The sequence below is a fragment of the Nonomuraea phyllanthi genome (assembly GCF_006334985.2).
Taxonomy (GTDB): Bacteria; Actinomycetota; Actinomycetes; order Streptosporangiales; family Streptosporangiaceae; genus Nonomuraea; species Nonomuraea phyllanthi.
In genome coordinates this window covers 133,471-152,827 of sequence record NZ_VDLX02000003.1, presented here as the reverse complement: position 1 = coordinate 152,827, position 19,357 = coordinate 133,471, and the positions used below count along the sequence as shown (strand labels likewise).

Sequence of the window (19,357 nt, the reverse complement as noted above, 5' to 3'; positions counted from 1 at the left end):
CGGTGTTCTTCTGAGCCCATCGTATCCGGGACCAGGCCGATTGCTCCCCCCAATATCACCCGGGGGGCCAGCCCAGGTCACGCCCGCCGAGGACGTGGGCGTGCACGTGGAAGACGGTCTGGCCGGCGCCGAGCCCGGTGTTGAACACGACGCGGTAGCCGCCGTCGGCCACGCCCTCCTGCGCCGCCACGGCGTGGGCGCTCTTGAGCACCTCGTCGGCGAGCCCCTCGTCGGCCTCGGCGAGCGCCGCGGCGTTGGCGTGGTGCTCCTTCGGGATGACCAGCACGTGGGTGGGTGCCTGCGGGTTGACGTCGCGGAACGCCAGCGTCCTGCCGGTTTCGTAAACGATCTCGGCGGGAATCTCCTTGGCGACGATTCTGCAGAAGAGGCAATCGCTCACCCGATCACCTTACCGAGGCGTCCGGCGCGGGTAACCCGTTGCCAATCGGTAATCCTCTGTGTCGTGCACCGGAAGATCCACGCGGTTAGGGTAAGTGTGCGACACTTCAGCAAAAAAGAACGATTCAGGGTCGGGCGAGCGCCACCTGGCGAGGACACGACTGGGTAAATGCACCCTAACGAACCGGGGAAACCTCAAGAACCGGAAGAGCGTAAACCCTCTCGGAAGGCCGCGCGTCCCACTGATGTGACCACCGAAACCCTTCTGGCCGACAGGTCGATGGGGGCGGCGCCGGTCGGGTGGGACGCCGACATGGCCGTTACCGCGCTCTACAGCGCGCACTTCCGGTCGTTGGTGCGTCTCGCCGTGTTGCTGGTGCGAGACATGGCGACGGCTGAGGAGGTCGTGCAGGACGCGTTCGTCGCCATTCATGGCGCGTGGCGTAGGCTGCGTGACCCCGACAAGGCCCTCGCCTACCTCCGTCAATCCGTCGTCAACCGGTCCCGTTCCGTGCTGCGTCACCGCGCGGTCGTCGAGAAGTACGCTCCCAAGGGCCTGCCCGACGCCCCGAGCGCCGAGAACGGCGCCATCGGCGAGCTGGAACGCTCCGCCGTCATCGAGGCGTTACGAGCCCTGCCGACCCGACAGAGAGAAGCACTGGTTCTGCGCTACTACGGTGATCTGTCCGAAGCTGAGATCGCCCACGCGATGGGCATCAGCAAGGGCGCGGTCAAGAGCCACACCGCACGTGGCATGGCCGCATTGCGATCCGTTCTGGAGAAGATGTCATGACCCAGCCCCCCGACGAGTACGGCGACCTGCTGCGCCGTGCGCTCCGTGCGGAGGCGGACGAGGTCGTGCCGTCGCCGGACGGGCTCGAGATCATCCGCGCCCGCATCGAGCGGCGCGGGATCCGTAACCTGTTCTGGTGGCGTGCGGGTGCGGCCGCCGCCAGCGCCGTCCTGGTGGCGGGGACGATCGTGATGGCCGTTCCGCAGTTGCGTACGCAGATCCTCGACTCCCAGCCGGTCGAGAACGACACCTCCAAGATCCCGTCCAACTCCTCCACCACCCGCTCCCAGGAGCCGCCGCCTCCCAGGCAGCCGACGCGCGAGCAGTCGCAGCCCAACGTGATCCCCATCGTCCCCGAGAGCCCTACGCCCCGGCCTCCGCACCGGGCCGAGTCGACCAGCAGGCCGTCTCGGAGCCCGAGCACGAGCCCGAGCCCGACCCCCATCGAATGCCCGTCGCCCCTGGCCGAGGAGGCCGAACCGCCGGCCGACTGTCCCTCGGCCTCGGCGACCCCGTCGCCGTCGCCCTCACCCTCGCCTTCGGCGTCGGAGGAGACGTTGCAGCCCACGACGTGCCCGGTCGAGGAGTGCCCGTCCGGCGACGTCACCGAAGGCCCCACCACCGTGTCCAGCCCGCTGGTGGACGCCTCGCACACGACGCCCTGAGCCGGCGCTCTCCCCCGGTATCACCAGCGTCCTTCCCCGTGCCCCCGTACGCGCCTTCACCAGCGTCCCGTACGCGAGAGCAGCACGGACGCCGCCGCCACCCCCGCCGTGGACGTACGCAGCACCGTGGGCCCCAGCAGCACCGGCACCGCCCCGGCCGCCCGGAACCCGGCCAGCTCCTCCTCCGAGACGCCGCCCTCCGGCCCCACGACCATCACGATGTCGCCCGACGCGGGCAGCACCACCCCGGACAGCGGCTCGGCCGCCTCCTCGTGCAGCACCAGCCCCAGCGCCGCGCCCGCCAGCAGCCGCCCGACCTGTGCGGTGGTGGCGGGCTCCGCAATCTCGGGAAGGTGGAACCTGCGGGCCTGCTTGCCCGCCTCGCGGGCGGTGGAGCGCCACCGGTGCAGCCCCTTGGCGACCTTGTCGCCCTTCCACTGGGCGATGCTGCGCGCGGCCGCCCAGGGCACGATGGCGTCGACGCCGGCCTCGGTCATCATCTCGACGGCCAGCTCGCCCCTGTCGCCCTTGGGGAGCCCCTGGACGACGACGAGCCGGGGTTGAGGCGGGTCGACCTCGTGGCGGCGCAGCACGTCGAGCGTGAGCGCGTCCTTGAGCACCTCGCGTACGACGCATTCGGCGACCCGGCCGGCGCCGTCGGTGAGGTCGACGCGCTCGCCGGGCCGCAGGCGGCGCACGGAGGCCGCGTGCCGCCCCTCGGGGCCGCCGAGCGTCAGCTCGGGCCCGTCCAGCTCCTCGGACAGGAAGACCGGAACGGTCACGTCACCTGCCGTTGAAGGCGTCGCGCAGCCGCGAGAAGAAGCCCTGCTGTCCTGGGGCGAACTTGCCGGGCGGCCGCTCCTCGCCGCGCTGCTTGGCCAGCTCGCGCAGCAGCTCCTCCTGCGCGGGGTCGAGCCGGCTCGGGGTCTCGACGTTGACGTGGATCAGCAGGTCGCCGCGGCCGGACTCGTTGAGACGCTGCACGCCCCGCCCGAACATGGTGATGACCTGCCCCGACTGCGTGCCGGGCCGTACGTCGATCTCCTCCGCGCCGTCGAGCGTCTCCACGGTGAGCACGGTGCCGAGCGCGGCGGCCGTCATCGGGATCTGCACGGTGCAGTGGAGGTCGTCGCCGCGCCGCTCGAAGATCTCGTGGGCGCGCTCGACGATCTCCAGGAAGAGGTCTCCGGGCGGGCCGCCGCCGGGGCCGACCTCGCCCTCGCCGGCGAGCTGGATGTGGGTGCCGTCCTCCACGCCCGCGGGGATGCGGACCTTGATCGTACGGCGGGTGCGCACGCGGCCGTCGCCGGAGCACTCCTGGCAGGGGTTGCGGATGATGGTGCCGAAACCGCCGCACTGCGGGCATGGCCGCGACGTCATGACCTGACCCAGGAAGGAGCGGGTGACCTGGGAGATCTCGCCGCGACCGCTGCACATGTCGCAGGTGTCGGGGTGCGTGCCGGGAGCCGCGCCGGCCCCGTGGCAGACCTCGCAGAGCACGGCCGTGTCGACGACCAGCTCGCGGGTGGTGCCGAACGCGGTCTCGCGCAGGTCCAGCTCGACCCGGATGGTGGCGTTCCGTCCCCTGCGGGCACGCGAGCGCGGCCCCCTGGCACCGGTCGCGGTGCCGAAGAAGGCGTCCATGATGTCGCTGAACGGGAAGCCCGCGCCGAACCCGCCGGCGCCGGCGGCCGCCCCGGCGCCGCCGAAGGGATCGCCGCCCAGGTCGTACATCTGGCGCTTGTTGGGGTCGGAGAGCACCTCGTAGGCCTGCGTGATCTCCTTGAACCGCTCCTGGGTCTCAGGATCGGGGTTCACGTCGGGATGCAGCTCGCGGGCGAGACGGCGGTACGCCTTCTTGATCTCGTCCTGACTGGCGTCACGGCGCACCCCGAGGGTGGCGTAATAGTCGCTGTTTGCCACTTATCGACCTCTTATGAAGCAGCCAGGATCTGGCTGACGTAGCGTGCCACCGCGCGCACGGCGCCCATGGTAACCGGGTAGTCCATCCTCGTCGGCCCGAGCACGCCGAGCCGGGCCAGTTGGTTGTCGCCAGAACCGTATCCGGTCGCGACGATGGATGTCCCCCGCAGATAGGGGTTTTCCGAGCCGATGCGCACGGTGAGCGCGGATGGTGTGTCTGCGGACGTCTCACCCAGCAGCCTCATGAGCACGACCTGCTCCTCCAGTGCCTCCAGCACGTCGCGCAGCCCGGTCGCGAAGTCGGCGCCCGCGAGGTTGGCCGCGCCGGCGAACACGATCTTCTCGTCGTGCCGCTCGACCAGGGTCTCCAGCAGCACCGACAGGATCGTGGCCACCACGGGCCGGTCTTCGTGGGGCAGCCGCCCTGGCAGGTCGGCGACCAGCTCGGGCACGTTGCTCAGGCCGCAGCCGTCGAGGCAGGCGTTGAGCACCGCGCGCAGGTGGGCGATGCGGTCGTCCTCCACGGCCTCGGGCAGCTCGATCACGCGCTGCTCGACGCGGCCGGTGTTGGTGATCAGCACCAGCATGACGCGCCGGTCGTTGAGCGGCACCAGCTCGACGTGCCTGACGGTCGAGCGCGTCAGCGTCGGATACTGCACGACCGCCACCTGCCTGGTCAGCTGCGCGAGCAGCCGGACCGTGCGGGTGACCACGTCGTCGAGGTCGACCGCGCCCGCGAGGAACGTCTCGATGGCCCTTCGCTCCGCCCCCGACAGGGGCTTGACCTGCGAGAGCCGGTCGACGAACAGGCGATAGCCCTTGTCCGTCGGCACGCGGCCCGCGCTGGTGTGCGGCTGGGTGATGTAGCCTTCCTCCTCCAGCGCGGCCATGTCGTTCCTGACCGTCGCCGGGGAGACCTTCAGGTTGTGGCGCTCGGCGAGCGCCTTGGAGCCCACCGGTTCGTTGGTGGACACGTAGTCTTCGACAATGGCCCGGAGCACTGCCAGCTTCCGATCGTCGAGCACGTGCTCACCTCCTGCCTCTGACATTTTAGGAACCAACCGTCTAGCACTCGGTGTTCCTGAGTGCCAAGTGTACGGCTCTCACCCACAAGGTGCGATAACACAAGGTCGCAACCCTGCTTCTAGCCTCTTACAACCGGCAAGTACCACACTTGCCGGCATGAACGAAAATTCCCCGCCACCGCCGTACGGCGCGCAGCCCGGCTCGCAGCCGGGTCACGGCCCGCAGCCTGGAGCCCAGCCAGGCTACGGCCCTCAGCAGGGCTCGTGGCAGCCACCGTCGCAGTCAGGTCCTCAGCCCCCATCAGGTCCTCAGCCTCCGTACGGCCGGCAGCCTCAGTCAGGTCCTCAACCCCAGTACGGCCAGCAGCCCCAGTACGGCCCACCTCCTCAGTACGGACCATCTCAGTACGGACAATATGCCCCACAACCCCAATTCCCTCCACGAATAGCCGCGAAAGCCATAAAACCGCGCCTCTGGTGGATCGCGCCGGCCTGGGGCGTCTTCCTCATCTGCACGGTCGCCGGAGTCGTGCTGTTCGGCACGGGCCTCGTGAACAGCGTGAACAGCCTGGCCCCCACCAAGACGTTCGCGTCCGGCGAAACCGTGACGGTGCCGATCGACCCGGCCAACAAGCCGGCGGTCTACCTGTCCAGCGACACGGCCGTGCACTTCGAGTGCCAGATCTCCGGCGAGGCCAAGCTCGCCAGGCCCGCGGCCCGGCAGACGGTCACGTCCGGATCGATCGTGTGGGAGCAGATCCTCGTGATCAACGCCCCCTCCAAGGCCGACTACCAGCTGACCTGCACCACCCAGGAGGAGGCCGACGTGCGCTACGGCGTGGGCCGCGAGCTGGCCGCCGCCGCGACCGGCCTGGCCGGTGGGACGGCCGCGCTCTTCCTGCTCCCGGCCGCCGGTCTGCTCATCGCCGTCGTCGCCACGGTCGTCGTCCTGGTACGCCGCAGCGGCGCGCGTAAGCGCCTCGCGGTAGGCGGGTGATTTGCTACGGTCCCCGTGTGTACGAGGGCGATGTACTGGCGGGGAATTGGCGGCGGCCCGGCAAGGGCAAGATCCCGAAGGTGCCCGCCGAGCCGGACCTCGTCGTGGAGGACGCCGACAGCGGCTTCTGCGGCGCGGTGGTGGCCTGCGACAAGGAGGCCGTCACGCTGGAGGACCGGTTCGGCAAGCGCCGGCTGTTCCCGCTCGCGCCCGCCGCGTTCCTGCTGGACGGAAAGCCCGTGACGCTCGTTCGCCCGGCGGCGGCCGCCCCGGCGGCGCCCAGGCGCAGCGCGTCGGGCTCGATCGCCGTCCAGGGGCTGCGCGCCAGGGTCGCCAGGGAGAGCCGGATCTACGTGGAGGGCGTGCACGACGCGGCCCTGGTCGAGAAGATCTGGGGCCACGACCTGCGGGTCGAGGGGGTCGTCGTCGAATATCTGGAGGGCGTGGACGACCTGCCCGCCATCGTCGCGGAGTTCGGGCCAGAGCCGGGCCGGCGGCTGGGAGTGCTGGTCGACCACCTCGTGCCGGGCTCCAAGGAGAGCCGGATCGCCGCCGAGATCACCTCGCCGGACGTGCTCGTCGTGGGGCACCCGTACATCGACATCTGGCGGGCCGTCAAGCCGTCCGTGCTGCGCATCCCCGCCTGGCCCGACGTGCCGCGCGGGGTGCCGTGGAAGGAGGGCGTGATCGCCGCCCTGGGCTGGCGCGTGGAGCCCGCCGCGGCGTGGCGGCGGATCCTCGGCGCCGTCTCGACGTACGCAGACCTGGAGCCGGAGCTGCTCGGCCGGGTCGAGGAACTGATCGACTTCGTTACGGAGGCCTCATGAGCCAGGACCCGCCCCAGCCGCAGCCGGACGACGACGCCACCCGCTTCGTCCCGCCGTCCGCCGTACCGCCGCCGGCTGCCCCGCCGCCTCCCGTCCCGCCCGGCCAGGGCTCCGGGCCTCAGCCGTACGGGCAGCAGCCCGGCTCCGCACCGGACTACGGCCGGCCCGGCTACGGCCCGCAACCCGGCTCGGGCCAGTCTGATTACGGCCAGCCCGGCTCCGGCCAATCCGGTTACGGCCAATCCGGTTACGGCCAGCCTGGTTACGGCCAGCCCGGTTACGGCCAGCAGCCTCCCTCCGCGTACGGCCAGCAGCCTCCTCCCCCGGGATACGGCCCCCCGCCGGGGTACGGCCCGCCGCCGGGATACGCTCCCCCACCGGGATACGGCCCGCCGCCGGGGCATGGCGCTCCCCCGCCCGGCTACGGGTACGCCGGACCTCCCCCGGGCGAGCCGTACGTCCCCGGCAGGTTCGGCCCCCGTCCGGGCAGCGACGACACCACCATGGCGATGCTCGCCCACCTGCTCGGCCTGCTCGCCTCCTGGCTCGGCCCGCTGATCATCTACCTGATGAAGAAGGACCAGGCCCCCTACGTCAGGGACCAGGCGGCGGAGGCGCTCAACTTCCAGATCACGATGTTCATCGGCTATGTCCTGGCCGGCATCCTCGTGATCGTCTTCATCGGAGCGCTGCTGCTGCCGGTCGTCTGGATCCTGTCGCTGATCTTCCACATCCAGGCCGCCATGGCCACCAACAAGGGTCAGAAGTACCGCTACCCGTTCGCCATCCGCCTGATCACCTAGACCAGCAGGTCCCTGACCAGGGCGTCGGCCAGCAGCCGCCCCTGCAACGTGAGCACCATCCGCCCCGACCTGAACGGCCCAGGCTCCAGCAGGCCGCGTGCCAGCGCGCTCGCCACCACCGGGCGCGCGGCGGGCGCCACCTCCGCCAGCGGGTAGCCGGACGACAGCCGCAGCTCCAGCATCAGCCGCTCGGCCGCCCGGTCGTCGTCGGCGAGCACCTCGCGCGCGTGGGCGGGCGAGACGCCGCCGGCCAGGCGCTGGGCGTAGGCGGCCGGGTGCTTGACGTTCCACCAGCGGGTGCCGCCGATGTGGCTGTGCGCGCCGGGCCCGGCGGCCCACCAGTCGCCGCCGGTCCAGTAGAGCAGGTTGTGGCGGCAGCGGGCGTCATCGGAGGTGGCCCAGTTGGACACCTCGTACCAGCCGAACCCGGCCTGCGACAGCAGCTCGTCGGCGATCTGGTAGCGGTCCGCGGCCACGTCGTCGTCGGGCATGGGCAGCTCGCCGCGCCTGATCCTGGCCGCCAGCCTGGTGCCCTCCTCGACGATCAGCGAGTACGCGGACACGTGGTCGGGCCCGGCCTCGATCGCGGCGGCCAGCGAGGCGCGCCAGTCGTCGTCGGTCTCGCCTGGCGTGCTGTAGATGAGGTCGAGGTTGACGTGCTCGAACCCGGCCCGCCGCGCCTCCTCCACGGCCGCCGCCGCCCTGCCGGGGGTGTGCCGGCGGTCGAGCACCTGGAGCACGTGCTCGCGGACGCTCTGCATGCCGAAGCTGACCCGGTTGAAGCCGCCCTGGCGGAGCTTGTCGAGGGAGGCGGGATCCACCGACTCGGGGTTGGCCTCGGTGGTCACCTCGGCCCCCGGCCGCAGCCCGAACTCCGAGTCAATCGCCGCCAGGATCCTCGCGAGGTCCTCGGGGGGCAGCAGCGTGGGGGTGCCGCCGCCGAAGAACACCGTCTCCACCGGCGGCGCGGCCTCGCCCAGGACGCGGCGCGCGAGGCGTATCTCCTCGACGACCGTCTCCGCGTAGTCCCGCTGCGAGGCGCCGGGGCCCAGCTCGGCGGCGGTGTAGGTGTTGAAGTCGCAGTAGCCGCAGCGCGTCACGCAGAACGGCACGTGCACGTAGAAGCCGAACGGACGCTCGCCCAGCCCCCTCAGGGCGCTGTCGGGCAGCTCGCCCGAGGCGGGCGCGGGGTCGCCGTCAGGCAGGGTGGATGGCACGCTTCCAGTGTGCCGGTCATCCGCGAGTGCTCCTCACGCGCCGGCCCCTCAGACCGCCGCGCCGGGGCGTTCCCCGACGGCAGGCCCGGTCTCAGGCCGGCGCCGCCCCAGCACTTTCTCGGCCATCGCGTCCCACTCCACGTCATGCCCGGGAACAGCCAGGATGCGGCGGAGCGCGTCCGCGTCCCCGTGGCGGCCACGGAACCAGTCGGCCACCGTGATCCCGGCCCCGGGCCGCGAGACGACCTCCACCGAGTCTCCCGCGCCCAGCTCGCCGAGCTCGACCACCCGCAGGTACGCCCCGGGCCGCCCCGCCGCCGTGAACCGCTTGACCCACCCGGGCTCGTCCATCCAGTTGCGGAACACCACGCACGGGATCCGGGGCCCGCTCACCTCCAGCACGGCGCTGCCCACCCGCCACCGTTCGCCGATCACGGCGCCGGTGACATCAAGTCCGGAGGTCGTGAGGTTCTCCCCGAACAGCCCGTCACGCAGCTCCCGCCCGATCTCGCGCTCCCACCAGTCGTAGTCCTCCCTCGCGTACGAGTAGACGGCCTGGTCAGGCGAGCCGTGGTGCTCCTTGTCGGCGCGCTCGTCGCCGGCGAGCCCGTTGGCCAGCACTCCCACGCGATGGGAGATCCGCCGCTTGTCGATGGCGGTGCGCCGCAGCCTTCCAGCCCATTCCGCCTCGACCGCTGTGCCGACGTTTACCGAGAGAACTCGCATATCGGGAAAGGTAACCCGTACCTACGCCCAACAGCGACCCGATTTCGCCTCCACCCCAGGGTGGAGATCCGCCTTCTCAACCCCCGGGCCGATCCGCCGGAGGGGCTCTCATCCCTACGGTCAGCGACGTGGAAGCGATACAAATCTCCGTCCTCTCCGTCCTCGCCGTGATCTTCATCGTCTACCGCCAGATGAGGACCCGTCCCACGGCCAGGCCCGGCATCCTCTACGTCGGCGGCGCCATGATCATCCTGGGTCTGATCACCGGCGGGCTCATCGAGCCGGGGCAGCTCGCCCTCAGCATCGGCCTGCTCGTCGTGGAGGCCGCCATCGCGGTGGGGCTCGGCGCGTGGCGCGCCACGACCGTACGCGTGTGGCTGGACGCCTCCGGCGTCGCCTGGTCGAAGGCCACGGGCCTGACCATGCTGGCGTGGGTGCTGTCGGTCGCGGCCCGCGCCGGCCTCTACTTCGCCGGCACCGCCCTCGGCCTGACCCCCTCGACCAGCGGGATCCTGCTGTTCGCCGGCCTCACCGTCGCCGCCCAGTCGTACCTCGTCGCCCGCCGTGGACGCGCCCTCACCGGCACCGCGGGCCACCGGATACCGTCGTGAGGTGATGCGTGCGCCCTCCGGACTCGCCCCTGCCGCGCTGCGGGTGGGCATGATCGCGGTGCTGGTGATGGCCCAGGTGAGAGAGAACCCCGCGCCGGGTCTGACCGGCACGTCCCTGGCCATCACCCTCATGACCGCCGCACTGGCCGCGACGCTTCTCACCGTCCTCTTCGCCTCGGCACGCCGCCCCGCCCGCCCTCGCCGACCGGCCACCACCCGCCGGCCACGCACACTCCCCCGCCGGCTCCGACCGCGCCGATGGGTTCCAGCGGGTCTCCCTGTCCTGCCGAGGTCGCGGCAGGCGCCGAGCCCGGATCGCCGCGGCGCGAACGACCACGACCGGCGGCACGACCAGCAGGACACCCGCCAACCGGACCACCAGAACGACCGACAACCCGGTGAGCGGCACAACCCGCATCCGGCCGAGCAGGACAACCAGCGCCCGGGCCAACTGGACGCCCAGACCGCCCAACAGCCGGACCGGCAGGACTCCCTGGGCACCCCGGTGGCACCGGAACCGCCGCCACGGACGCGTCTCATCGTCGGGCTGCCCATCACGATGATCGCCCTGGCCGTGGCGGTGATCCTCTCCGTCACCCTCAGCACGCTGACAGAGGGCAGCGCAGCGATCGCGGCCCTGCTCGTCTGCGTCAGCCTGGCCGTGACCCGCCTCTCCCTGCGGCACGCGCTGCCCATCGGCGTGCTGGCCGTCGGAGGGCTGATCATCGCGGGCCAAGTCGTCGGCAACCCCGCCAGGGACCTCTCCCTCATCCTCAGCGTCTGCCTGATCTTCCTCATCTCGTACGCCGCCAAGCAGCGCAAGGCCACCAGAGCCGCCGAGGCACGAGAAGCCGTACTCGCGGAACGGGCCAGAATCGCCAGGGAGATCCACGACATCCTCGCCCATTCCCTTTCCGCCCAGCTCGTCCACCTGGAAGGCGCCAAGCTCCTGCTCCGCGCGGATCGCGCCGTGGAGGCGCTCGAACGGGTCACCAACGCCCGCGACCTGGCCAGGTCGGGCCTGGAGGAGGCCAGACGCGCGGTGGCCGCACTCCGCGAGGACCCACCCCCGCTCCCCGTGGCCCTGCGCACGCTCGCGGAACACTTCGAGAGCACCACCGACCAGGCGTGCACGCTGCGCATCTCCGGCTCCGAGCACCGCCTCTCGCCGGAAACGGAGCTCGCGCTGGTCCGCACCGCCCAGGAGGCCCTCACGAACGTACGCCGCCACGCCCCCGGCAGCCCGGCCTCGGTCGAGCTCGAGTTCGGCCGGGTCTGGTGCGAGCTGCGCGTCACCAACCCGGCCTCCCCTGAGAAGGGCTCGCCTGGAGGCGGGTATGGTCTCGTGGGCATGCGCGAACGAGCCGAACTGTTGGGCGGAACGCTGTCGGCGGGCGACCACGACGGCGGCTTCCTGGTGCATCTGAAGGTGCCGGCATGACTCCCTCGCATCGGCCCCGCACCAACCCTTCCTCGCTCCGCAACCCCTCTGGACCGGCCATCATCGCCCCCACCGCCACCGTCTCCTCCACCGTCGCCAGTGCCACCGCCAGTGCAGCTGCCGGCGCTGCCGCGGCCAATGCCACCGGTCCGGCTGGCAATCCCGCCGCCGGTCCAGCCGCCAGCTCCACCGCCAGCAGAGCCGCCGACTCCATCGCCAGTGCAGCTGCCGGCGCCAATGCCACCAGTCCGGCTGCCAGTGCAACCGCTGGTGCCGGTGCCGCCGTGGCTGCCCTTGCCGGTGTCGCCGTCAGAGCCGCCGGTGCTACCGCCCGTACGGCTGCCGGTGCGATTCCCAGTGCCATCACCAGGACGGCTGCCAGCGCCGCCGGTGGTGCGGCTGCCACCGGCGCGGCAACCGGTGTTGCCGTGTTGAGAAGCTCGGAGCGGTGGTCATGACCAAGGTGATCGTGGTCGACGACCAGGCCGTGGTGCGTGAGGGGCTGGTGCTGGTGCTCGGGCTGCTGCCCGGGATCGAGGTGGTCGGCGCGGCCGGCGATGGCGAGGCGGCGCTGCGCGTGGTCGCCGAGCAGCGCCCCGACGTGGTGCTCATGGACCTGCGCATGCCCCGCATGGACGGCGTCGAGGCCACCCGGCGCATCCGCTCGGCGTATCCGGGCACCCAGGTGGTGGTGCTCACCACGTACTCCGATGACGAGTCCGTCTTCGCCGCCCTGAGGGCCGGCGCGCGCGGCTTCCTCACCAAGGACGCGGATTCCGACGACATCGCCAGAGCCGTCGCCACGGTGATGCGCGGCGACGCCCAACTCGACCCCACCGTCCAACGCCGCCTCCTGGACACCATGTCGGCCTCTCCACCTCACCACCCGGTCCCGGCCGCGACCTCTGTCGCTCCGGCGCGAACCCCCGACCCCGCTTCCACCGAAATGCCCGGCACCCCGGCGGCTCCAGGGCATGGTGATCTTCCGAACGGTTTGACCCGGCGTGAGGGCGAGGTGCTCGCTCTCATCGCCGACGGCCTCTCGAACGCCGAGATCGCCGCGCGCCTCCACATCACCGAGGCCACCGTCAAGACCCACATCAACAACCTCTTCGCCAAGGCACACCTACGGGATCGGGCGCAGGCGGTCACCTACGCGTTCCGCCACGGCATAGCTCGCCCGCACTGAACCATCCAGCACAGGTGGGAGCCCGGGCTGCCGCCGACCACCAGGTCAACCGCTCCCGGCCGGCGAGCCCGGGTGCCGGTGCGGGCGGGGTGGGGCCCGCCGGTCAGCCTGTGTTGAGCGGGGACTCGCCGTCGAGGCCCGCCAGCTGTAACAACGTCTCCAACGCCGCCTGCCGGGTCTCCTCCACCGAGTCACCCCGTTCGCCGAAGCACTCCGCCGCCACGTCGAGCAGCGCCGCCACCACCGCCGCATCGGGATAGGGCACATCGACGAGCACCGTGCCGTCGTCCGCCTCCTCGCCGGGAGCCAGGTGGAGCCTCAGCAGCCGTCGAGTCTCCTCAGCCACAGCGACCCCCAACACGGCGGCACGCTCGAATCGCTCAGAAGCAATCACGTCACCCTCCAGTAGCACTGGTGTTCGGAATAGAAGGTAGGCGACGGCACCGACAGAAAAGCTTCGCGAACCCCGGCCGCCACGGCGGTCTCGGGGAATGGGTACGCTCGAACGGTGTACGACTCGATCATCAACGTGGCCGGTCTAACGGTCGAGCTCGGCGGCAATCCCGTACTGCGCGACATGGACCTGACCGTGTCGACCGGCGAGATCGTGGCGGTGGTGGGCCCCAACGGGTCGGGCAAGTCGACCCTGCTGCGCTGCCTGGCCGGGCTCCAGCCTGCCACCTCGGGTGAGGTGCGGGTGTTCGGGGAGCCGCCCGCCGACGACGCCGCGTTCTGGAGCCGGGTCGCACTGCTGACCGACGAACCGGCCTGGTATCCGGGGCTCACCGCGCGCGAGCACCTGGAGCTGATGGGAGCCGTCCACGCGCGGGCGCGCATGACGGTCGATGCGGCGATGGAGATGTTCGCCCTGGTGGAACGGGGCGACTCGGTCCCTCTGAACCTGTCCACCGGCCAGCGGCAGCGGCTGTCCCTGGCCGCCACGCTGCTCAGGCCCAGCGCGTTGCTGCTGCTGGACGAGCCCGAGCGCGGGCTTGACGCCGACTTCCGGGTACGGCTCGGGGATCTGCTCGCCGATTACGCGGCTGAGGGCGGCACGGTGGTCATGGCCACGCACGACCCCGGCCTGGCCGCCCGCTCCCGCCAGGTCTCCCCGTCCGGAGTCGCCGCATGACGCCACAAATCCCAACCCATCGCCGCGTGACGGCCCGCAGCCCGATGGCCCGCCCCTTGATGGCCCGCCACTTGATGGCCCGCCACTTGATGGCTCGCGTCCCGGCTCGGCGCCCGACGCCCCGTGTCCCCGCCCGCCGCCCGATTGCTAACGTCCCGGCTCGGCGCATGGGCCTGTTCGGCCGGCGCGCCGTGGGGGTGGTCGCGTGAGCGGGGCCGCAGAGGGGAGCGTGCGGGCGGTACGCACGTACCTGCGATCGCACGGCCGCGCCCCCGCCACCGTCCTCGACCGGTACGTCTCCCTCTTCGCCCTCGCCATGCTCCTCGCCGTGCTCGGCCAGCCGCTCTCCACCATGCTCGGCGGGCTGGCCGGCCCCGTCGACCCGGCGCGGGCGGGGGCGGGCGTGGCGTTGATCGCGCTGGCGCTGGCCGGATTCCTGGCCGCGGCCAGGGCGGCGGGGCCCGTGCTGCTGCCGGCCGCCGACGCGTCCTGGCTCCTGCTCTCCCCGCTGAACCGGCGGCGGCTGCTCGCCCGTGGCGGGCGGGCCCTGCTGGTGATCGCGGTGGTGGCTGGGGTGCTGCTCGGGCTGGGGGCGCTCGCGGTGCTGGGCGCTCCCGACCAGCTCGTCTGGCGGCTGCTCGGCGCGCTGGTGCTGGGCGTGTCGGTGAGCGTGGCCGGGATGGCGCTGGCGGTGCTCGCGCAGGGCTCCCCGTCGTGGCAGGTCTGGGTGACGGCCGCCACTGTCGCGCTGCTGGTGCTGGCGGTGGTGGCGGTGAGCGGTCAGGCGCGTACGGTGCTCGCCGCCGCCGCGAGCGTCCCGCTGCCGTCGCTGGCCGCGGCCGCCTCCGGTGCCGTCGTGGTCTCCGGTCTGCTGGTACGGCAGGCGTGGGCGTCACTCAGCCGGATCCCGACCCGTACCCTCCTGGGCTCGTCCACCCGCGCCGGCCATGTGGCCACCGCGGCGGTGAGCCTCGACCCCGGCGCGCTCACCTGGATCGCCGAGGACAACCACTGGCGGGCCAGGACGCTGACCTCCCGGCGCTGGCCGTCCCTGCCCGCGCCGCTCGCGCTGGCCTGGCAGGACTGGCGGCGGCTGGCTCGGCGGCCCGGGCGGCTGGCGGGCGTGTTCGGGGCGGTCGCGCTGCCGGCGGTGCTGGCCCAGGCGGGCGCGGCTCCGGCGGTCGTGGGAGTGATGGTGCTGGCCGGTGCCATGGTCGCGGCGGCGATGGGGGTGTCGGGGACGCGGCGTGACGGCGACAATCCGGCGCTGGCCAGGCTCATCGGGGTCGGGCGCCGCCCGGCGCTGGCGGCCCGTGCGCTCCTGCCCGTGGTGCTGAGCGGCACGTGGGCGACCCTGGCCCTGGCCGGTCTTGGCGCCCTGGCCGCGTTCGGCGCCGTGGCCCCGATCAGTGGAATGCCCTCTGCCGGTGTGCCGGCCGGGGCGCTGGGCGCGGGATGGTGGTTGTTCGGGCTGCTGGTCGCGCCCGCGCTGGCCGCCGGTGCGCTGCGGATGGCCGAACGCAGCCCCGTCGATCATTCCATGCCGGTCATCGACACCCCTGGCGGCTCGATCCCGACCGGCCCGGTGATCTGGGCGGCCACCGGGGTCGATCTGGCCGTGCTGGGCTGCCTGCCCGCCCTGGCGGCGCTGCTCTCCCCGCCGAGCGCGGTGGGCGGCCTGCTGATGGCTCAGGCCGTGTCGGGGGTGCTGGTCCTCGCCGGGTACGTGTGGCGCGGCCGGCGCAAACGAGCCACCTGAGCGCCGGGCGCCGGGTCCGCGTGTCAGGTCCGCGTGTCGGGCTCAGGCCACGTAGACGTCGCTCGGCACGCCCCCGTACGGGATCGTCCGGTCCTTGCGCATGCCCGCCCGCTCCGCCACCCGCCGCGACGGCTCGTTGGTGTCGCGGATCACCGCCACGACGGTCCCGAGCCCCTTCCCGACCCGCAGCGCCGCCTCCACGAGCTCCCCCGCGTACCCGCGCCCCCAGGCCGAGGGCCGGAACCGGTAGTAGAGGTTGAGGACGTGCTCCCCCTCGACGAGGGCGTGGCGCAGCCCTCCGAACCCGAGCACCTCCGGCTCCCCGACGGCCCGCGCCGCCCAGTAGCCGAGCCCGCGCTCGTCCCAGTCGGCCAGCCACAGGTCCAGCATGGCCCGGCTGGACTCCAGGTCGACGGTGGGGCCGGCCGGGTTGTAGACGTTCGTGCGCGGATCGGAGTGGATCTCGTGGACGGCAGCCAGATCGTCAGGTGTGACGCGAGATAGGACCAGTCGCGCCGTCTGCACCACTTCCATGCTTCAAGGGTAGGCGGGCTATTTTTTCTTCTCGGCGCTGGTGTCGGTGGCGAGCGCGGCGACGAAGGCCTCCTGGGGCACCTCCACGCGCCCGACCATCTTCATGCGCTTCTTGCCTTCCTTCTGCTTCTCCAGCAGCTTGCGCTTGCGGGAGATGTCGCCGCCGTAGCACTTGGCCAGGACGTCCTTGCGGATGGCGCGGATGTTCTCGCGGGCGATGACGCGGGCCCCGATGGCGGCCTGGATCGGCACCTCGAACTGCTGCCTGGGGATCAGCTCGCGCAGCTTCTTCGCCATGTCGACGCCGTACGTGTAGGCCTTGTCCTTGTGGACGATGGCGCTGAACGCGTCGACCGCCTCTCCCTGCAGCAGGATGTCGACCTTGACGAGGTCGGCCTCCTGCTCGCCGGCCGGCTCGTAGTCGAGCGAGGCGTAGCCGCGGGTGCGCGACTTGAGCTGGTCGAAGAAGTCGAAGATGATCTCGCCGAGCGGCAGCGTGTAGCGGATCTCGACCCGGTCCTCCGACAGGTAGTCCATGCCGAGGAGCTGGCCGCGCCGGCCCTGGCAGATCTCCATGATCGCGCCGATGAACTCGGACGGGGCCAGGATCGTGGACTTCGTGACCGGCTCGAAGACCTGCGCGATCTTCCCGCCCGAGGGGAACTCCGACGGGTTGGTCACGTCGAGCTCCTTGCCGTCCTCCATGACCACGCGGTAGACCACGTTGGGCGCGGTGGAGATCAGCGACAGGCCGAACTCGCGCTCCAGCCGCTCCCGCACGATCTCCATGTGCAGCAGCCCGAGGAAGCCGACGCGGAAGCCGAACCCGAGCGCCGCCGACGTCTCCGGCTCGTAGATCAGGGCGGCGTCGTTGAGCTGCAGCTTGTCGAGCGCCTCGCGCAACTCGGGGTATTCGTCGCCGTCGATCGGATAGAGCCCGGAGAAGACCATCGGCTTGGGGTGCTCGTAGCCGGCCAGCATCTCGCCGGCGGGCTTGGCGGCGGCGGTGACGGTGTCACCCACGCGCGACTGGCGCACGTCCTTGACGCCGGTGATGAGGTAGCCGACCTCGCCGACGCCCAGACCGAGGTCGGCGGGCTTGGGCTCGGGCGAGATGACGCCGATCTCCAGCGTCTCGTGGGTGGCGTTGGTGGACATCATGAGGATGCGCTCGCGCTTGCCCAGGTGGCCGTCCACGACCCGGACGTACGTGACGACGCCGCGGTACGTGTCGTACACCGAGTCGAAGATCAGCGCCCGCGCGGGCGCGTCGGCATCGCCCACCGGGGCGGGCACCGTCGAGACCACATGGTCGAGCAGCTCGCGCACGCCCTCGCCGGTCTTGCCCGACACCTTGAGCACGTCGGACGGGTCGCAGCCGATCAGACCCGCCAGCTCCTCGGCGAACTTCTCCGGCTGCGCCGCCGGCAGGTCGATCTTGTTGAGAACGGGGATGATGTGCAGGTCGGCGCTCATGGCCAGGTAGAGGTTGGCGAGCGTCTGCGCCTCGATGCCCTGGGCCGCGTCGACGAGCAGGATGGCGCCCTCGCACGCCTGCAGCGACCGGGACACCTCGTAGGTGAAGTCGACGTGGCCGGGCGTGTCGATCATGTTGAGCACGTGGCCGTCCCATGGCAGCCGCACGGCCTGCGACTTGATCGTGATGCCGCGCTCGCGCTCGATGTCCATCCTGTCGAGGTATTGGGCGCGCATGGATCGGTCGTCGACCACCCCGGTGATCTGGAGCATCCGGTCGGCAAGGGTCGACTTGCCATGGTCGATGTGCGCGATGATGCAGAAGTTGCGGATCAACGCGGGGTCGGTCTGGCCAGGCTGAGTGCGCACCGAAGTCCGTTTCGACAGGGTTGAGGTCAAGCAGTCTTTCATGGTGACATGCCCGGGTGACTGCCCGAACCGTCATCCGCCGCGGCCTGCGCCTGCTCGCGCTTGCCTTGGCCGTCGTGGTCGCGCTGGCCGGCCTCGTCGCCGTCGCGCTCCGCGTCCAGTTTACCGGTGCCCCGGCGGCCTGGGCGAAGAGCACGGGCAACGACGCCCTCTGGCTGGGCCACATGTGGGTGGACGGCCGCCGTACGGAGGAGGACGTCGAGAAGCTCGCGGTACGGCTGCGCGCGACCGGCATCAAGGACCTGTACGTACACTCCGGCCCGTTCAACCAGGACGGCACCTTAGATCCCGCCAAATACCCCAACGCCGGAAATTTCGTGAAGTGGGTGCATGCACGGCTCCCTGCCGTCCGCGTCTCCGCCTGGCTAGGCCAGAAGGTGGACGGCGTCCTCGACCTCGACGACCCCGCGTCCCGCGCGAACGTCCTGGCGTCCGTGGCCGCCGTCATGAAGCAGGGCTTCGACGGCGTGCACTACAACTTCGAGCCGATCGGTGACGGCGACACCGAGTTCCTGGACCTCCTGGAGCGGACCAGGCAGCACACGAGGCTGCTGTCCACCTCCACCCCGCAGATCGAGCCGTACCCCGGGATGCGCCTGGCCGCCAGGGCCGTGCTGGCCCACGACAAGTACTGGTCCCCGGGCTACTTCGGGCAGGTCGCGGCCCGCGTCGACCAGGTCGCCGTCATGACGTACGACTCGGCCACCCCCGCGCAGTCCCTGTACGGCGGTTACGTGGCCCGCCAGGCCGGGCTGGCCCTGGACCTCGTCCCCGACGGCACGGCCCTGCTCATCGGCGCGCCCGCCTACCACGACCACGGCGTACAGTGGGCCGACGCCGCCGAGAGCGTCGCCATGGCCGCGGAGGGCGCCAGGCTGGCGCTGTCGGACCACGGCCGCCGCGAGCGCTTCGGCCTGGCCCTCTACGTGGACTTCGCCGCCACGGAGGAGGACTGGAAGGAGTACATGACGCGCTGGCGTTGATTTGAGCAGCGGCCTGAATTATTGGTAGCCTGTACAACTGCGTGTGGCGCGCCCTCTCTCCAGCCCGCGCGCCCATCCATCACTTCAGACTTTCACCGAGGCTTCTTCGTGGCGAACATCAAGTCCCAGATCAAGCGCAACAAGCAGAACGAGAAGGCTCGTCTGCGCAACAAGGCAGTCAAGTCCTCTCTGAAGACGGCTGTCCGCAAGTTCCGTGAGGCCGCCGAGCAGGGCGACGTCGCGCAGGCCGTCGCGCTGCAGCAGGCCGCGGCCCGCCAGCTCGATAAGGCCGTCAGCAAGGGTGTCATCCACAAGAACCAGGCCGCCAACCGCAAGTCCGCGATCGCCAAGCAGGCCGCGGCGCTGGCCGCCAAGTAGTCACGCCTGAACAACGCCACACCCTTCGGGGTGTGGCGTTTTTCGTTCTT

General features: G+C 71.3%; 21 protein-coding genes. 12 read left to right on the top strand and 9 right to left on the bottom strand.

The window, feature by feature from the left end:
- Positions 1-55: 55 nt before the first annotated feature.
- Positions 56-400: a histidine triad nucleotide-binding protein gene (locus FH608_RS09670; protein WP_139630084.1), complete on the bottom strand. Its 345-nt coding sequence runs from the start codon at positions 398-400 to the stop codon at positions 56-58.
- Positions 401-679: 279 nt separating this feature from the next.
- Here FH608_RS09670 and FH608_RS09665 point away from each other — a divergent pair, with 279 nt between their 5' ends.
- Positions 680-1,192, top strand: a complete 513-nt coding sequence (locus FH608_RS09665) for a SigE family RNA polymerase sigma factor (RefSeq protein ID WP_139630412.1) — start codon at positions 680-682, stop codon at positions 1,190-1,192.
- Positions 1,189-1,857 (top strand): hypothetical protein, encoded by a 669-nt coding sequence (locus FH608_RS09660; RefSeq protein WP_139630083.1) that lies wholly within the window; start codon positions 1,189-1,191, stop codon positions 1,855-1,857. Before FH608_RS09665 ends, FH608_RS09660 begins: the two co-directional genes overlap by 4 nt.
- Before the next feature lie 56 nt (positions 1,858-1,913).
- Here the strand turns inward: FH608_RS09660 and FH608_RS09655 are convergent, their stop codons facing one another.
- Genes FH608_RS09655 through hrcA form a run of 3 tightly spaced genes read right to left on the bottom strand, consistent with a single transcriptional unit; the run spans position 1,914 to position 4,805 of the window.
- Positions 1,914-2,639, bottom strand: coding sequence for a 16S rRNA (uracil(1498)-N(3))-methyltransferase (locus tag FH608_RS09655; RefSeq protein WP_139630082.1), 726 nt, complete (start codon positions 2,637-2,639; stop codon positions 1,914-1,916).
- Position 2,640: 1 nt separating this feature from the next.
- Positions 2,641-3,780, bottom strand: coding sequence for a molecular chaperone DnaJ (gene dnaJ / locus FH608_RS09650; protein WP_139630081.1), 1,140 nt, complete (start codon positions 3,778-3,780; stop codon positions 2,641-2,643).
- Between the two features lie 11 nt (positions 3,781-3,791).
- Positions 3,792-4,805, bottom strand: a complete 1,014-nt coding sequence (gene hrcA, locus FH608_RS09645; RefSeq protein WP_139630080.1) for a heat-inducible transcriptional repressor HrcA — start codon at positions 4,803-4,805, stop codon at positions 3,792-3,794.
- Between the two features lie 529 nt (positions 4,806-5,334).
- Between hrcA and FH608_RS09635 the strand changes: the two genes are divergently transcribed.
- The 3 genes from FH608_RS09635 to FH608_RS51355 are packed head-to-tail and all read left to right on the top strand — an operon-like array spanning position 5,335 to position 7,432.
- A complete protein-coding gene (locus FH608_RS09635; RefSeq protein ID WP_226899225.1) occupies positions 5,335-5,802 on the top strand; it encodes a hypothetical protein in 468 nt (155 codons plus the stop codon).
- 17 nt (positions 5,803-5,819) lie between these two features.
- On the top strand, positions 5,820-6,629 hold the full coding sequence (locus FH608_RS09630; RefSeq protein WP_139630079.1) for a DUF3097 domain-containing protein: 810 nt from the start codon (positions 5,820-5,822) through the stop codon (positions 6,627-6,629).
- On the top strand, positions 6,626-7,432 hold the full coding sequence (locus FH608_RS51355) for a DUF4870 domain-containing protein (RefSeq protein ID WP_193318324.1): 807 nt from the start codon (positions 6,626-6,628) through the stop codon (positions 7,430-7,432). The genes FH608_RS09630 and FH608_RS51355 overlap by 4 nt, the downstream gene beginning before the upstream one ends.
- Here the strand turns inward: FH608_RS51355 and hemW are convergent.
- Both hemW and FH608_RS09610 read right to left on the bottom strand, forming a co-directional pair.
- Complete coding sequence (hemW, locus tag FH608_RS09615; protein ID WP_139630077.1) at positions 7,429-8,649, bottom strand: radical SAM family heme chaperone HemW; 1,221 nt, start codon at positions 8,647-8,649, stop codon at positions 7,429-7,431. The two genes, FH608_RS51355 and hemW, sit on opposite strands and share 4 nt — an antisense overlap.
- A 48-nt stretch (positions 8,650-8,697) precedes the next feature.
- On the bottom strand, positions 8,698-9,375 hold the full coding sequence (locus FH608_RS09610; protein WP_139630076.1) for an MOSC domain-containing protein: 678 nt from the start codon (positions 9,373-9,375) through the stop codon (positions 8,698-8,700).
- Between the two features lie 128 nt (positions 9,376-9,503).
- On the opposite strand from FH608_RS09610, the gene FH608_RS09605 reads away from it, so the two are divergent.
- The 3 genes from FH608_RS09605 to FH608_RS09595 all read left to right on the top strand — a co-directional run bounded on the left by FH608_RS09605 (position 9,504) and on the right by FH608_RS09595 (position 12,616).
- Positions 9,504-9,986, top strand: coding sequence for a hypothetical protein (locus tag FH608_RS09605; RefSeq protein ID WP_139630075.1), 483 nt, complete (start codon positions 9,504-9,506; stop codon positions 9,984-9,986).
- 4 nt (positions 9,987-9,990) lie between these two features.
- The gene (locus FH608_RS09600; protein WP_226899308.1) at positions 9,991-11,427 is read left to right on the top strand and encodes a sensor histidine kinase; all 1,437 of its coding nucleotides are present in this window, start codon (positions 9,991-9,993) and stop codon (positions 11,425-11,427) included.
- A gap of 454 nt (positions 11,428-11,881) precedes the next feature.
- Entirely contained in the window at positions 11,882-12,616 is a 735-nt protein-coding gene (locus FH608_RS09595) for a response regulator transcription factor (protein WP_139630073.1), read from the top strand.
- Between the two features lie 103 nt (positions 12,617-12,719).
- Here the strand turns inward: FH608_RS09595 and FH608_RS09590 are convergent, their stop codons facing one another.
- Positions 12,720-12,962 (bottom strand): hypothetical protein, encoded by a 243-nt coding sequence (locus FH608_RS09590; protein WP_139630072.1) that lies wholly within the window; start codon positions 12,960-12,962, stop codon positions 12,720-12,722.
- 162 nt (positions 12,963-13,124) lie between these two features.
- Here FH608_RS09590 and ccmA point away from each other — a divergent pair, with 162 nt between their 5' ends.
- Positions 13,125-13,748 (top strand): heme ABC exporter ATP-binding protein CcmA, encoded by a 624-nt coding sequence (gene ccmA / locus FH608_RS09585; RefSeq protein WP_139630071.1) that lies wholly within the window; start codon positions 13,125-13,127, stop codon positions 13,746-13,748.
- A gap of 205 nt (positions 13,749-13,953) precedes the next feature.
- Complete coding sequence (locus FH608_RS09580; RefSeq protein ID WP_139630070.1) at positions 13,954-15,507, top strand: DUF6297 family protein; 1,554 nt, start codon at positions 13,954-13,956, stop codon at positions 15,505-15,507.
- Between the two features lie 42 nt (positions 15,508-15,549).
- Here the strand turns inward: FH608_RS09580 and FH608_RS09575 are convergent, their stop codons facing one another.
- Positions 15,550-16,041: a GNAT family N-acetyltransferase gene (locus tag FH608_RS09575; protein WP_139630069.1), complete on the bottom strand. Its 492-nt coding sequence runs from the start codon at positions 16,039-16,041 to the stop codon at positions 15,550-15,552.
- A gap of 18 nt (positions 16,042-16,059) precedes the next feature.
- Entirely contained in the window at positions 16,060-17,886 is a 1,827-nt protein-coding gene (lepA, locus tag FH608_RS09570; RefSeq protein ID WP_139630068.1) for a translation elongation factor 4, read from the bottom strand.
- A 56-nt stretch (positions 17,887-17,942) separates the two neighbouring features.
- Between lepA and FH608_RS09565 the strand changes: the two genes are divergently transcribed.
- Complete coding sequence (locus FH608_RS09565; protein ID WP_139630067.1) at positions 17,943-18,929, top strand: glycoside hydrolase family 18 protein; 987 nt, start codon at positions 17,943-17,945, stop codon at positions 18,927-18,929.
- 108 nt (positions 18,930-19,037) lie between these two features.
- Positions 19,038-19,307 (top strand): 30S ribosomal protein S20, encoded by a 270-nt coding sequence (gene rpsT / locus FH608_RS09560; RefSeq protein ID WP_139630066.1) that lies wholly within the window; start codon positions 19,038-19,040, stop codon positions 19,305-19,307.
- The last annotated feature ends 50 nt before the right edge of the window (positions 19,308-19,357 follow it).

What these genes read in the sequence shown, in the direction of transcription:
- FH608_RS09595 (WP_139630073.1), top strand. Translation starts at nt 11,882, where the DNA reads ATGACCAAGGTGATCGTGGTCGACGACCAGGCCGTGGTGCGTGAGGGG.
- FH608_RS09660 (WP_139630083.1), top strand. Translation starts at nt 1,189, where the DNA reads ATGACCCAGCCCCCCGACGAGTACGGCGACCTGCTGCGCCGTGCGCTC.
- FH608_RS09610 (WP_139630076.1), bottom strand. Translation starts at nt 9,375, where the DNA reads ATGCGAGTTCTCTCGGTAAACGTCGGCACAGCGGTCGAGGCGGAATGG.
- FH608_RS09575 (WP_139630069.1), bottom strand. Translation starts at nt 16,041, where the DNA reads ATGGAAGTGGTGCAGACGGCGCGACTGGTCCTATCTCGCGTCACACCT.
- FH608_RS51355 (WP_193318324.1), top strand. Translation starts at nt 6,626, where the DNA reads ATGAGCCAGGACCCGCCCCAGCCGCAGCCGGACGACGACGCCACCCGC.
- FH608_RS09665 (WP_139630412.1), top strand. Translation starts at nt 680, where the DNA reads ATGGGGGCGGCGCCGGTCGGGTGGGACGCCGACATGGCCGTTACCGCG.
- FH608_RS09600 (WP_226899308.1), top strand. Translation starts at nt 9,991, where the DNA reads ATGCGTGCGCCCTCCGGACTCGCCCCTGCCGCGCTGCGGGTGGGCATG.